Annotated in this window: 13 protein-coding genes and 1 tRNA gene; 13 read left to right on the forward strand and 1 reads right to left on the reverse strand. The window is 63.0% G+C overall.

From position 1 onward, the window contains the following. Nucleotides 1-75: 75 nt before the first annotated feature. From ABIB73_RS03095 to ABIB73_RS03120, 6 genes are all read left to right on the forward strand, one after another. Nucleotides 76-279, forward strand: a complete 204-nt coding sequence (locus tag ABIB73_RS03095) for a hypothetical protein (RefSeq protein WP_354221316.1) — start codon at nt 76-78, stop codon at nt 277-279. Nucleotides 280-439: 160 nt separating this feature from the next. Beyond that, nucleotides 440-516 (forward strand) — tRNA-Asp (locus ABIB73_RS03100). 251 nt (nt 517-767) lie between these two features. After that, complete coding sequence (locus ABIB73_RS03105) at nt 768-1067, forward strand: HU family DNA-binding protein (RefSeq protein WP_354221318.1); 300 nt, start codon at nt 768-770, stop codon at nt 1065-1067. Between the two features lie 102 nt (nt 1068-1169). Beyond that, complete coding sequence (gene pepT, locus ABIB73_RS03110; protein ID WP_354221320.1) at nt 1170-2420, forward strand: peptidase T; 1251 nt, start codon at nt 1170-1172, stop codon at nt 2418-2420. Between the two features lie 59 nt (nt 2421-2479). Beyond that, nucleotides 2480-2680, forward strand: a complete 201-nt coding sequence (locus tag ABIB73_RS03115) for a GDCCVxC domain-containing (seleno)protein (RefSeq protein ID WP_354221322.1) — start codon at nt 2480-2482, stop codon at nt 2678-2680. 29 nt (nt 2681-2709) lie between these two features. Next, nucleotides 2710-3324 carry a class I SAM-dependent methyltransferase gene (locus tag ABIB73_RS03120; protein WP_354221324.1) on the forward strand — a complete coding sequence of 205 codons (615 nt, stop codon included), beginning with the start codon at nt 2710-2712 and terminating at the stop codon, nt 3322-3324. A 35-nt stretch (nt 3325-3359) separates the two neighbouring features. On the opposite strand, the gene ABIB73_RS03125 is transcribed toward ABIB73_RS03120, so the two are convergent. Beyond that, nucleotides 3360-3983 (reverse strand): class I SAM-dependent methyltransferase, encoded by a 624-nt coding sequence (locus tag ABIB73_RS03125; RefSeq protein ID WP_354221326.1) that lies wholly within the window; start codon nt 3981-3983, stop codon nt 3360-3362. Between the two features lie 305 nt (nt 3984-4288). Between ABIB73_RS03125 and ABIB73_RS03130 the strand changes: the two genes are divergently transcribed. From ABIB73_RS03130 to ABIB73_RS03160, 7 genes are all read left to right on the forward strand, one after another. Then, nucleotides 4289-4732 carry a hypothetical protein gene (locus ABIB73_RS03130; RefSeq protein WP_354221328.1) on the forward strand — a complete coding sequence of 148 codons (444 nt, stop codon included), beginning with the start codon at nt 4289-4291 and terminating at the stop codon, nt 4730-4732. Between the two features lie 131 nt (nt 4733-4863). After that, nucleotides 4864-5262 (forward strand): FixH family protein, encoded by a 399-nt coding sequence (locus tag ABIB73_RS03135; protein ID WP_354221330.1) that lies wholly within the window; start codon nt 4864-4866, stop codon nt 5260-5262. Next, the gene (locus ABIB73_RS03140) at nt 5259-6713 is read left to right on the forward strand and encodes an efflux RND transporter periplasmic adaptor subunit (protein WP_354221332.1); all 1455 of its coding nucleotides are present in this window, start codon (nt 5259-5261) and stop codon (nt 6711-6713) included. The genes ABIB73_RS03135 and ABIB73_RS03140 overlap by 4 nt, the downstream gene beginning before the upstream one ends. Next, nucleotides 6710-9901 carry an efflux RND transporter permease subunit gene (locus tag ABIB73_RS03145; protein ID WP_354221334.1) on the forward strand — a complete coding sequence of 1064 codons (3192 nt, stop codon included), beginning with the start codon at nt 6710-6712 and terminating at the stop codon, nt 9899-9901. Before ABIB73_RS03140 ends, ABIB73_RS03145 begins: the two co-directional genes overlap by 4 nt. 54 nt (nt 9902-9955) lie before the next feature. Further along, nucleotides 9956-10513: a sigma-70 family RNA polymerase sigma factor gene (locus ABIB73_RS03150; protein WP_354221336.1), complete on the forward strand. Its 558-nt coding sequence runs from the start codon at nt 9956-9958 to the stop codon at nt 10511-10513. Continuing rightward, nucleotides 10510-11145 carry an NrsF family protein gene (locus ABIB73_RS03155; protein WP_354221338.1) on the forward strand — a complete coding sequence of 212 codons (636 nt, stop codon included), beginning with the start codon at nt 10510-10512 and terminating at the stop codon, nt 11143-11145. Before ABIB73_RS03150 ends, ABIB73_RS03155 begins: the two co-directional genes overlap by 4 nt. Nucleotides 11146-11865: 720 nt before the next feature. Beyond that, the gene (locus tag ABIB73_RS03160; protein ID WP_354221340.1) at nt 11866-12576 is read left to right on the forward strand and encodes a c-type cytochrome; all 711 of its coding nucleotides are present in this window, start codon (nt 11866-11868) and stop codon (nt 12574-12576) included. Nucleotides 12577-12579 lie beyond the last annotated feature (3 nt).

The raw sequence follows: 12579 nt of genomic DNA on the forward strand, positions 1-12579 counted from the left end.
GCGAAACTATCCGGAAACAGATGATCTCTAGAAAAAGAGCCAACAGACGGGGGCAAAGCCCGTCGGGAGGCTCAGATGAACCACTCAATTCACTCTGCTGATCGCGGTACCCACATGAAGATCGTGGTGGTGGCGCTGGTGGCCGGAATCGCTGTGGCCGCCTTCGGGATCGCAGCCCGCACCAACGCCGATAACAGCCAGACCGCCCAGTCCACCCACGTGCTCAAGGCCGGCAAGCCGGTGGTGATCACGAGCTCCGGCACGTCGGAGGTCCGCTAACAGCCCTGTTCCGAGCAGACCCAAGTGGCCGCCTCCGGGCGGCCTTTTCGTTTTCCAGAGCAATACTTAGCCGAGGTGCCCTGGTGAAGCGCAACGTCCTTGACTTCACCATGTCCCCCCTTTAAGTCCCCCCTCGTTCCGCGCGCGTTCAGCGAGCCACGCGGGAGTAGCTCAGTTGGTTAGAGCGCCGGCCTGTCACGCCGGAGGTCGCGGGTTCGAGCCCCGTCTCTCGCGCCATTTTTGGCAACATTTTCAAAATCTTAACAGCAAACGCTCGGCCTGATTGACGGCGTCGCGTCAGAGGTCGGTGTTTTCGCTCGTCGAGTTCCGGCAGGAACGCCCGGATTCGCCTGAAAGATCGCGCGAAAGTCCCGCTCGCCGGACCGCTGGCGTGGTCAGTCCCATCCCGAATCGTCTAGGCCTGCCGGAACTTGGCAGTTTGGGAGCCCTGCGAGCTTCCGCGCGACAACCGAGGAAGGCCAGACAGCATGGCGAAGAAGGCAGCCGGTCCAGTCACCATCACGCTCAAGCACCTTGCCGCCGACATAGCGGAGAACCAGGATCTCTCGAAGAAGCATGCCGAGGCCGTCCTCACCGACATGATCGACCTGATCACCAAGCACCTGAAGAAGGGCGACCGCGTCAGGATCGTCGGGCTCGGCATCCTCCAGGTCCGCAAGCGCGCCGCCCGCACCGGCCGCAATCCCGCCACTGGCGAGCCGATCCACATCAAAGCGAGCAAGAAGGTCGCATTCCGCCCGGTCAAGGAACTGAAAGAGGCGATCTGAGCGTTACGCTTCGTTAAGCCTGATCCGGTGCCGTTCCGGCCGCAACGCGGCCCGCTTTTCTGGTATACCGCCTCTTCCCCTGACCCGGCGGTTTGACCAGAAATGTCCTCCCTCAGCTTCACGCATACCGTGACAGAGCGATTCCTGCGCTACGTCACCATCGACACCCAGTCCGATCCGGAATCCCCGGCCTCGCCATCGACCGAGAAGCAGAAGGATCTCGGCCGCGTGCTCGTCACCGAACTGAAGGCCATCGGTGTCGCCGATGCCCATCTCGACGACTACGGCTACGTCTATGGAACGATCCCGGCCAACACGACCAAGAAGGTGCCGGTGATCTGCTTTTGCTCGCACATGGACACCTCGCCCGACGTCACCGGCAAGGACGTCAAGCCGCAGGTCGTGAAGAACTATCGCGGCGGCGACATCACGCTGCCGGGCGATACCCGCCAGGTGATCCGCTTCGCCGAGCACCCCGCGCTGAAAAACCAGATCGGCAACGACATCATCACCACCGACGGCACCACGCTGCTGGGCGCCGACAACAAGGCCGGCGTCGCCGAGATCATGGATGCCGCGCATTTCTTCATCAACAATCCCGAGGTGAAGCACGGCACGATCAAGATCCTGTTCACGCCCGACGAGGAAATCGGCCGCGGCGTCGACAATGTCGACATCAAGAAGCTGGGCGCCGATTTCGGCTACACCATGGACGGCGAGAGCGCGGGCTCCGTCGAGGACGAGACGTTCTCGGCCGACGGCGCCACCATCACCATCAACGGCGTCAGCGCCCATCCCGGCTACGCCAAGGGCAAGATGGAGCACGCGATCAAGATCGCAGCCGCGATCGTCGAGCGCCTCCCGAAGGAAGGCTGCTCGCCGGAGACGACCTCAGGCAAGCAGGGCTTTCTGCATCCGATCGGCATCGAAGGCGCGCTGGAGCAGGCAACCCTCTCCTTCATCGTGCGCGACTTCACCGAGGAAGGGTTGAAAGAGAAGGAGATCCTGCTCGAGGGCATCGTCAAGGACGTGATGAAGGACTATCCGCGCTCAACCTACAAGTTCGAGGTCAGGGAGCAGTACCGCAACATGAAGCAGGTGATCGACCGTCACCCGCACATCCTCGAATACGCCATCGAAGCGATCCGCCGCGCCGGCCTGCGCCCGATGCGCACCGCAATCCGCGGCGGCACCGACGGCTCGCGGCTGTCCTTCATGGGCCTGCCCTGCCCCAACATTTTTGCCGGCGAGCACGCGTTCCACTCGCGCCTGGAATGGGTCAGCCGGCAGGACATGGAAAAGGCGGTGCAGACGATCGTCCATCTCGCCATGATCTGGGAGGAAAAGACGTAAGCATTGCCCTGCGGGCTCGAATGAAGTCGGGTGTCGGGAAGACTTGGAGTTTATCGCGAATGCAGTTGGAATCGACGCTCACCTGTCCGGAATGCGGCCATCGAATGCACGAGACCATGCCGACGGATGCCTGCCAGTTCTTTTTTGACTGCAAGGGCTGTGGCACGCGACTGAAACCGAAGGCAGGCGATTGCTGCGTATTCTGCTCGTTCGGATCAGTGCCCTGTCCACCCATCCAGGCGGGGGATTGTTGCTCCTAGACTGCACGCGAAGCGTCCAAGGATCTCGCATGGGCTTCTATCAGGACAGGATTTTGCCTTGGCTCACGCACCTGGCGATGCGCCAGGCCCAGCTCGTACCGTACCGGACGCGGGTTGCGTCAGGCGCAACTGGCCGCGTGCTGGAAATGGGAATTGGTCCCGGGCTCAACCTTCCTTTCTACGGTTCAGGCGTGGAACAGATCATCGGCCTTGACCCTTCACCGCGGCTCCTGGACATCGCGCGAGATGCCGGGCGAACGAGCATGGCGCCGCTCGAGCTGATCGAAGGCACGGCGGAAGCGATCCCGCTCGAGACGGCAAGCATTGACACGGTCGTGACGACCTGGACCATGTGCAGCATCCCGGACATCGACCGCGCGCTGTCGGAGGCACGACGGGTCCTAAAGCCCGGCGGAAAACTTCTCTTCGTCGAGCACGGTCGTGCACCTGAGCCCAGCATGCAATGGTGGCAGGATCATTTGACCCCGCCCTGGAAGCGCCTGGCGGGTGGCTGCCATCTCAACCGGCCCATTGCGGAGCTGATCGGCAACAACGGCTTCGCTGTCGAAGACCTTCAGCTCGGCTACATGCCGGGTCCGAAGCCGATGGCGTTCATCTACGAAGGCCAGGCTGCTCCGCGCTGATAACCCGACGAGACCGCACGGCTGCTTCGCGACCCTCATCCGATTCTGAGGAAGCTACTGAATTGAAAGTTCTGGACCGACTCCCACGGCGTCCTGTGCTGGTGTCGGCGGGTGTCCTTCAGTGTGAACGCGGAACCGAGCAACACGCCGATCGTGTCGGCGCTATGTCGCGTCACCGGCAGACCGCTGCACTTCTCGGGTCCGTCGAGCGCGAACGTCCCGATGATGGCGTATCCACCGACCTTCAGTCCTTGCCGGAGCCGTTCGATGTAAGCGGCCTGCTCCTCGGGCGCATTGAGAAAGTGGAAAGCCGCCCGGTCGTGCCAGACATCGTACCTCGTCTCCGGACGCCACGCGGTGACGTCTGCGACAATCCATTTCACCCGATCGGCATCGCGACCAAGTCGCTCTCGCGCCGCCGCCAGTGCCGCGGTCGACAAATCGAGCACGGTGACGTCCTGATGTCCCAAGGCCAGCAGGGCGTCGACCAGCCTCGATGCCCCTCCACCAATATCCACAATCGCGGACGACTTCGTGGCACCCGTGAGAGCAATGAGGTCGAGCGAGGGAGCCGGGCTTTCCTGAAACCAGCTGACCTCGCGCTCGCTCTTGTTCTCGTACACGTTTTCCCAATGCGTCCGTTGGTTCGAATTGGTCATGGCCTTCCCTCCCGATGCTGAGCCCCGATCCCCGGAAAACGAGCACTTCGCATCGCCTTCGGGTTCTCGACCGACGCGTGAAACACTTGCCGCGATCAAAGCCGCCGACGGGCGCAAAATAAACGCTGCCATCCATGGAACGATCCAGCACCAGTCACGTTGGACGCTCAAGTCCCAAGGATAGAGATTGTGGGCACAAAGGCCTCAGCCGGTCAGCCCCGGGCTGGGGCTTTTTCGCGTCTGGCTACCCAAATCGTGATGGCGCCCCGGTTTGCGGGTTCCGTCGTGGCATGCGAAAAGGGCGCATGCTCATAAGGCGGTTTGCCAATGCTGTGGTGATGTTGCTGGTCGCGTCCGGGCTCGTGCTCGCGCCGCTGGCAGCCCCTGTGCTGGCCGGACCTGCCTCGAGCGCCCCGCATCATCACGATATGCCGGGGATGTCCGACGACACGGCGGCGATGTCCGGCGACCTGCAAACCATGTCGGATGACGCTCAGGCCATGTCGGATGACGCTCAGGCCATGGCTGACGACATGCTCTGCTGCCCCGGCCAAACCGGGATCAAGGATTGCGGGTCGTGCCCGTTCGTGGCGCTGTGCCTGCTGAGCGTCTCTCTCCCCGCCCCGTCCGGCGCCATGGCACTTATCGAGCGCCACGCCCGGCACAATTCGCTGGCGCTGAGCGATGATCTCCTGATTGACGGGCTCGGCTCAAAGCCACCCGACCATCCCCCTCGACCCCTGGTCTGACCGGCGCTCACCCGCCCGATGAAAGTGCGCGTCGGTACCGGCGCGCGCGTCGCTGCCTGCCGTCCTGCTGCGCGTCGCCCTGTGGCGTGCGGTCATGACGGTACCATCAGACCAACCGAGGAATTGAAATCATGAAGATGTCCAACGTCACGCGTGCCGCCATGGCCGCGCTGATCGCCGCCGCGTTTGCGGGTGCCGCACGCGCCGAAATCAAGAACTACGAATTCCAACTCATTCAACCGACCGTCAAGGCCGGAGCCGATCGCGTCGTGACGGTGCGGCTGGTCGACAAGACCACCGGCAAGGCGGTGCCCGACGCGGTGATCTTTGCGAGCCGGCTCGACATGGCGCCGGACGGCATGCAGGAGATGGCCACCAAGGTCACGCCGATGCCGGGCACCGAGCCCGGCACCTACCGTTTCAAGGCGACCTTTGGGATGGCAGGGCGGTGGCAGCTCTCGCTCGGTGCCAAGGTGCAGGGCGAAACCGGAACGGTCGAAAACAAGCTCGTCGTCACGGCCGAGAAATGACCCGCGCCAGCCTTATGGGCACTGCCGCTGCGATCATCGCAGCGGCAGGTGTCGCGCTATTCGCCGCCGGCGCCGTGCGGCGACAGCCGGACGTCGGCCAATTTGTATCCGCCGCGAACGCTGCGGATACAGATGCCCCGATCTACTATCAGGACCCGGACGGCAAGCCGCTCTATTCGTCGACGCCGAAGAAAACGCCGGACGACCGAGACTATCGCGCCGTGCCCGCGAGCGCCGATATCGGCTTCGATGAGCCGGGCTCGCCGCCGGAGATCAATGCGACCGAGACCAGGGCCGATCGCAAGATCAAATATTACCGCAATCCGATGGGCCTGCCTGACACGTCCCCCGCGCCGAAGAAGGACTCGATGGGAATGGACTACATCCCCGTCTATGAAGGCGAGGACACCGACGACGGTTCGGTCAAACTGTCGCCCGGCAAGATCCAGCGCACCGGGGTCAAATCCGAGCCGGCCGAATTGCGCCGCATCCGAACGCTGGTGCGCGCCCCCGGCACGATCCAACTCGACGAACGGCGCGTCTCGGTGGTCGCGATGCGCGCCGAGAGTTTTGTGCAGAAGGTCGCTGACGTCACCACGGGGAGCCGCGTGACGAAGGGGCAGCCGCTGATGGATATCTACAGCTCCGCAGTGTCGTCTGCGGCAGCCGAATATATCGCCACGATCACATCGAAGACGACGGCAGGCATCGAGCCCTATGGCCGGGGCTCACGACAGCGGCTGGTCAATCTCGACGTCCCCGAACCCATTATCGCGGAGATGGAGAAAAGTCATTCAGTACCGATCGCCGTCCAATGGTTGTCCCCTCGCGACGGCATTGTGCTCCAGCGTAGTGCGATCGAAGGCATGCGCGCCCAGCCGGGCGACGTACTGTTCCGTATCGCCGACATCTCGCTGGTGTGGGCAAACGTCGATGTTGCCGAGCATGACCTCGGCAGCGTCGCCGTCGGCCAACCCGTGACGGTGCGGGCACGCAGCTATCCTGGCCGGGACTTCCAGGGCCGGATCAGCGTCATCTATCCGCAAGTGAACAAGGAGACCCGCACCGCGCGCGTGCGGATCGAACTGACCAACGCCGACCTCGCACTGCTTCCCGACATGTATGTCGATGCCGAGATCGACACCGGCAATCCGGCGCCGGTCCTCAGCGTCGCCGACAGCGCAGTGCTCGACACCGGCAGCCGGCAGGCCGTTCTCCTCGATAAGGGACAGGGCCGCTTCGAGCCGCGCGAGGTCAAGCTCGGCCGGCGCGGCGACGGCTATGTCGAAATCCGCGACGGCCTCGCCGAGGGCGATGCGATCGTGACCTCCGCCAACTTCCTGATCGATGCGGAAAGCAACCTGAAAGCGGCGCTCAAAGGATTCGCAGACCCCAGTAACACGCAAGGCACCGGCGTCTCCGGCGGCCAGGCGATGGGAGCCAAGCCATGATCGCACGCATCATCGCCTGGTCGGCGCGCAACCTGCTGCTGGTGCTGTTCGGCACCGGCTTCGCGGCCGCCGCGGGCCTCTATGCATTGCTCCATTTGCCGCTGGACGCCATCCCCGATCTCTCCGACACCCAGGTCATCGTCTACACCGAATATCAGGGACAGGCGCCGCAAGTGATCGAGGACCAGGTCACCTATCCCCTCACCACCGCAATGCTGACGGTGCCGAAGTCGAAGGTGGTGCGCGGCTTCTCCTTCTTCGGCGTCTCCTTCGTCTACGTCATTTTCGAGGATGGCACCGACATCTACTGGGCCCGCTCACGCGTGCTCGAATTCCTCAATGGCGCCGCGGCAAGGCTGCCCGCCGGCGTCACGCCGACGATCGGCCCGGACGCCACCGGCGTCGGCTGGGTCTACCAATATGCCGTGATGTCCAAGGAGTTGAATCTTGCGGAGACCAGGACGATCCAGGACTGGAACCTGAAATTCGCCCTCGCCAAGGCGGAAGGCGTAGCCGAGGTCGCCAGCGTCGGCGGCTTCGTCAGACAGTACAACGTCATCCTCGATCCGCAACGCATGCGCGATCTCGGCATCACCATGCAGAAGATGCGCGACGCGATCCGTGCCAGCAATGCCGACGTCGGCGGCCGCACCGTCGAGCTCTCCGAATTCGAATATGTCATCCGCGGCAAGGGCTATCTCAAGAGCATCGACGATCTCGGCAACATCGTGCTGAAGACCGACAACGGAACACCGGTCAAGCTGCGCGACGTCGCCCGTGTCGAACTCGGGCCGGACGAGCGGCGCGGCATCGCCGAACTCAACGGCGAGGGCGAGGTGGCAAGCGGCATCGTGCTCCAGCGCTTCGGCATGAACGCGCTCGACGTGATCGAGAACGTCAAGAAGCGGTTCAAGGAGATCGCGACCAGCCTGCCGAAATCGGTGGAGATCGTTCCGGTCTACGATCGCTCGAACCTGATCTACGCGGCGATCGATACGCTAAAGCACACGCTGGTCGAAGAGAGCATCGTCGTCGCCCTCGTCTGCATCGTGTTCCTGCTGCATGTCCGCAGCGCACTCGTTGCGGTTCTGATGCTTCCTGTCGGCGTCCTCATGGCCTTCGGCGCCATGAAGCTGCTCGGGATCGGCTCCAACATCATGAGTCTCGGCGGCATCGCGATCGCGATCGGCGCCATGATCGACGCGGCGATCGTCATGATCGAGAACGCGCACAAGCATCTCGAGCGCGCCAAGCCCGGCCGCTCACGGGTGGCGATTTTGATCGAGGCGGCTGCCGAGGTCGGCCCGGCGCTGTTCTTCAGTCTGCTGATCATCACCGTCTCGTTCATGCCGATCTTCACGCTGGAATCGCAGGAGGGCCGGCTGTTCAGCCCGCTCGCTTTCACCAAGACCTTCGCGATGGCGGCAGCGGCGCTGCTATCGGTCACGCTGGTGCCGGCACTGATGGTGATCTTCGTCCGCGGCAAGATCATCCCGGAGCACAAGAATCCGATCAACCGCTTCCTGATCTGGATCTATCGTCCGTTGATCAAGGCCGTGCTGCGCGCAAAACTCCTGGTGATTCTGCTCGCGCTCGGCGTGCTCGCCGCCTCGATCTGGCCGGCGCGCCAGCTTGGCTCCGAGTTCATGCCGAACCTCAACGAAGGCACCCTGCTCTACATGCCGACGACCCTGCCCGGCATTTCCGTGACCAAGGCGGCAGAACTGATGCAGACCCAGGACCGGATCATCCGTTCGTTTCCGGAAGTTGCCTCGGTCTACGGCAAGGCCGGACGCGCGGCCACTGCGACTGATCCTGCGCCATCGGAGATGTTCGAGACCATCGTCGACCTCAAGCCAAAGGAGCAGTGGCGTGCCGGCGTGACGATCGACAGCCTGATCGCCGAGATGGACAAGGCGCTTCAGTTTCCCGGCGTTTCCAACGCCTGGACCATGCCGATCAAGGCGCGCATCGACATGCTCTCGACCGGCATTCGTACCCCGGTCGGCGTCAAGGTCATGGGCACCGAGCTCGCCGGGATCGACAAGCTGGCCCGGCAGATCGAGCAGGTGCTCAAGGCAGTGCCCGGCACCTCCTCGGCCTATGCCGAGCGGAGCCTCGGCGGCTACTACCTCGAGATCACGCCCGATCGCGAGGCGTTGTCGCGCTACGGCATCATGGTGCAGGACGTTCAGGACACGATCGCCACCGCGCTCGGCGGCCAGACGGTGACGACCACCGTGGAAGGCCGGCAGCGCTTCACCGTCAACATGCGTTATCCCCGCGACCTGCGTGACAATCCGAAGGCGATTGCCGGCGACATCCTGGTGCCGATGCCGGGCGGCGGCGCCGTCCCGCTCGGCGAGGTCGCGAGCGTGACACCGGCGCGCGGGCCGACCTCGATACGCACCGAGAACGGGCAACTCGCCACCTACATCTATGTCGACATCCGCGACCGCGACCTCGGCGGCTATGTCGCAGATGCGCAGCACGCGGTGCAGGCAAGCATCGAGTTTCCGCCGGGCTATTACGTGGTCTGGAGCGGACAGTACGAATATCTGGAGCGCGCCACCGCGCGGCTGAAGATCGTTGTGCCGGTGACGCTGCTGATCATCTTCCTGCTGCTCTATCTCAACTTCCGCTCGGTCACCGAGACCATGATCGTGATGCTCTCGCTGCCCTTCGCTCTCGTCGGCGGGCTGTGGCTGATGTGGTGGCTCGGCTTCAACCTGTCGGTCGCGGTGGCCGTCGGCTTCATCGCGCTCGCCGGCGTGGCGGCCGAAACCGGCGTGGTGATGCTGATCTATCTCAACCACGAACTGGCGGAGATCAAGTCGCGCCGTGCTGCCGAAGGACGCACGCTGAGGCGCGACGATCTCTACGCCGCCATCATGGAAGGCGCCGTCGAGCGCGTTCGCCCGAAGATGATGACGGTGGTCGCGATCATGGCCGGCTTGCTGCCGATCATGTGGAGCAGCGGGACGGGATCCGAGATCATGCAGCGAATTGCCGTGCCCATGATCGGCGGCATGATCTCGTCGACGCTGCTGACGCTGATCGTGATCCCCGCGATCTTCGGGCTAGTGAAGGGGTTTGGGCTGGGCTCAGACGGTGCAGGCAGCCCACAACCGCCAACACGGAGCAAGCATGTCGCAGAGCCTGAGCGGGTTCCGGAGCCGGCTGAGTGAGGGAGCTGTGTAACCAAATCGGCCGTGCCAACGAACTCAAAAAGATCAGGCAGCATGACGACTGCGGAGACGGAACTCAGGGCCTTGATGCTTGCGAGCCAGGGGGGCGACGGGCTCTCACACCGGATGCTGCTCGACCGGCTCTGCCGGCATTTGCGGGGCTATTACAAGCGCAAGCTCGCAAGCTTCGGCAAAGGCCCAACGGACGCGGAGGATTTGGTTCAGGAGGCACTGTTGGCCATCCATGTTCAGCGACACAGCTACGACCCGGCGGAGCCACTGACGCCGTGGGTGCACGCGATCGCGCGCTATAAGCTGATCGATTTCCTGCGACGGTCCCGGACGTCACGCGCCGACGTTCCCATCGATGAAGCAGATGATATCATGGCATATGACGACCATGTTGCTACGGAAAACAGTTATGACATTCGGCGCTTGATCGGGAAGCTGCCGAAAAACATGCAACACGCCATCGGCGCGGTCAAACTGGAGGGATTGAGCATAGCTGAAGCGGCGCGGAAATATCGGCTTTCCGAGCCTACGATAAAGGTCAGCATTCATCGCGGGCTCAAGGCCCTGGCGGACCTGATTGCAAAAGAGATCAAAGCATGAAGACGGATGAGTTGGTTGCGGCGCTCAGCAGGCACGTCGAACCCGTCGATCGCGGCCTGATCGGACGGACCGTCGGCGTCGCCCTTGTTGTCGCCATGGTTTCGGCGCTCGGCCTGGTGACCGTGGGGCTTGGCCTGCGCGCCGACTTCACGACGGCTCATGCCTTCACGTTTCTCGTCGGAAAGATCGTCTTTGCGGTTGCTGTCGTCGGTATCTCGTCAAGCTTCTTGCTGCGGCTGGCGCGTCCCGGAGGGGACGCACCCTCTCTTTGGGCGCTAGTGCCTTTCGCGGCAGCGATTTTGCTCGCGGCCGTCAGCCTTGGGTCGGCGCCGAGTTCGCACTGGAACAGGATGATCCTGGGTGATGAATGGCTTGGATGCCTCCTGTCGATCCCGATCATAGCGATCGTCCCCTTTGCACTCCTTGTATGGGCGGTACGAAAGGCCGCACCGACCAATCTCGTTCGCACGGGCGCCTTTACTGGCCTCGTTGCCGGCGGGGTGAGCGCGCTGGCCTACGCGTTGCACTGCACCGACGATTCATTGCCGTTCATTGCCGTTTGGTACGGTGGCACGATTGTGCTCTGCACCGTGGCAGGCGCAGTCTTGGGACCTCGGCTGCTGCGTTGGTGATCGCGGGTTTTGGTTTTCCGGCTGCCTCACGTCAGCGTGAGCCAGTAACCGCCCGACGGTTTTCTCCGAACTCATCTTTAGAAGCGTGCACATGACGCGTTTCCCACCAACGATGGAGCCGGGACCATGCTTAGGAAGAGCCTTCTCACGATTTCGTTCTTGCTGCCACTGGCAGCGCTATCCGCAACCGCCCAGGCGGGCTCAACGATCACGGACAAAAGCTACTGGCCGAACGAGGCAAGGCAGAGCGCGCGATACACGGGTTTCCCGCAGGACCGGGCGAGCTCCGCATTTGCATACGACCGCGGAGCGACCATTGTTGCGCCAGCAACGGGTGCGAACGAGGATCGTTCGGCCTGGCGCTATCAGGGCGGCCCGAAATCCCGCTAGTGGTCCGCGCACTGACCGCGCTACCCTGCATGCTGATGATGTACAACTGCTTGAGGTGCGGAATCGGCAAGTCGGATCGCAACTTGGTGTCTCCGGATGACACTCTGGCGTTGCGCCCCACGACAATCGCGGGCCGACAAGGGCCAGCATAGCACATTCACTTCCGTAGTTTGCCGGAATCCTTCAAATGAGGTGGATCATGATGGATGGCATGATGCCTGGAATGATGTGGGCGATGGGCCTGCTCTGGCTACTGGTGGTCGTCGTCCTAATTCTATCGGCCGCCGCGCTTATCAAGTACTTGCTTTCCGGACGAGGAAGGGAAGAACGATGAGCAATCTTGGTCTTCTCACCTTGACGGTGATCGCAACCCAGACCGCGGCGTTTGCTCAGCAGGGTGACGTTACTCGCGGTCAGCAGGACTTCCGGGCCTGTGCCGCCTGTCACTCGCTCGAAGCTAACCGGAATATGACCGGCCCAAGCCTCGCCGAACTGTGGGGCCGCAAGGCCGGTGGCCTCGCCAGCTTCGAGCGCTATTCGACTGCGCTCAAATCGTCCGGGATCATTTGGGACGATCGTTCGCTTGACGGCTGGCTGACCGATCCAGACCGCATGGTCCCGGACAACGAGATGCCGTTCAACGGCATCAAGGACGCGCGCGTCCGCATCGACCTGCTCGCATTTCTCAAGGAGGCCACCAAGCCCGGAGCGCCACCACAACTCACACAACAGGATGGCATGGGCGGCAGCATGGGTGGAATGATGGGAGGTGGCGGACGCGATCCCAGCCTGAAAAAGCTGGACCCTGCCAGGCAGGTCACGGCAGTGACCTATTGCCATGACACCTATCGCGTGACCACGGCAGACGGGAAGACGCGCGCGTTCTGGGAACGCAACCTGCGCTTCAGGACGGATTCGAGCAATGCTGGGCCGGATAAGGGCGCGCCGGCGCTGATGCCGGCCGGCATGTTGGGAGATCGCGCGTCCGTGATTTTTACGGTGCCAGAGGAGATGTCTAAAACCATCGAAGCTCGGTGCTGAGGC

Source organism: Bradyrhizobium sp. F1.4.3, assembly GCF_040548375.1.
Lineage (GTDB): Bacteria > Pseudomonadota > Alphaproteobacteria > Rhizobiales > Xanthobacteraceae > Bradyrhizobium.

Excerpts from the sequence above, each read along its gene's own strand:
- ABIB73_RS03095 (WP_354221316.1), top strand. The coding sequence starts at position 76 with ATGAACCACTCAATTCACTCTGCTGATCGCGGTACCCACATGAAGATC.
- ABIB73_RS03105 (WP_354221318.1), top strand. The coding sequence starts at position 768 with ATGGCGAAGAAGGCAGCCGGTCCAGTCACCATCACGCTCAAGCACCTT.
- pepT (WP_354221320.1), top strand. The coding sequence starts at position 1,170 with ATGTCCTCCCTCAGCTTCACGCATACCGTGACAGAGCGATTCCTGCGC.
- ABIB73_RS03115 (WP_354221322.1), top strand. The coding sequence starts at position 2,480 with ATGCAGTTGGAATCGACGCTCACCTGTCCGGAATGCGGCCATCGAATG.
- ABIB73_RS03120 (WP_354221324.1), top strand. The coding sequence starts at position 2,710 with ATGGGCTTCTATCAGGACAGGATTTTGCCTTGGCTCACGCACCTGGCG.
- ABIB73_RS03125 (WP_354221326.1), bottom strand. The coding sequence starts at position 3,983 with ATGACCAATTCGAACCAACGGACGCATTGGGAAAACGTGTACGAGAAC.
- ABIB73_RS03130 (WP_354221328.1), top strand. The coding sequence starts at position 4,289 with ATGCTCATAAGGCGGTTTGCCAATGCTGTGGTGATGTTGCTGGTCGCG.
- ABIB73_RS03135 (WP_354221330.1), top strand. The coding sequence starts at position 4,864 with ATGAAGATGTCCAACGTCACGCGTGCCGCCATGGCCGCGCTGATCGCC.
- ABIB73_RS03140 (WP_354221332.1), top strand. The coding sequence starts at position 5,259 with ATGACCCGCGCCAGCCTTATGGGCACTGCCGCTGCGATCATCGCAGCG.
- ABIB73_RS03145 (WP_354221334.1), top strand. The coding sequence starts at position 6,710 with ATGATCGCACGCATCATCGCCTGGTCGGCGCGCAACCTGCTGCTGGTG.
- ABIB73_RS03150 (WP_354221336.1), top strand. The coding sequence starts at position 9,956 with ATGACGACTGCGGAGACGGAACTCAGGGCCTTGATGCTTGCGAGCCAG.
- ABIB73_RS03155 (WP_354221338.1), top strand. The coding sequence starts at position 10,510 with ATGAAGACGGATGAGTTGGTTGCGGCGCTCAGCAGGCACGTCGAACCC.
- ABIB73_RS03160 (WP_354221340.1), top strand. The coding sequence starts at position 11,866 with ATGAGCAATCTTGGTCTTCTCACCTTGACGGTGATCGCAACCCAGACC.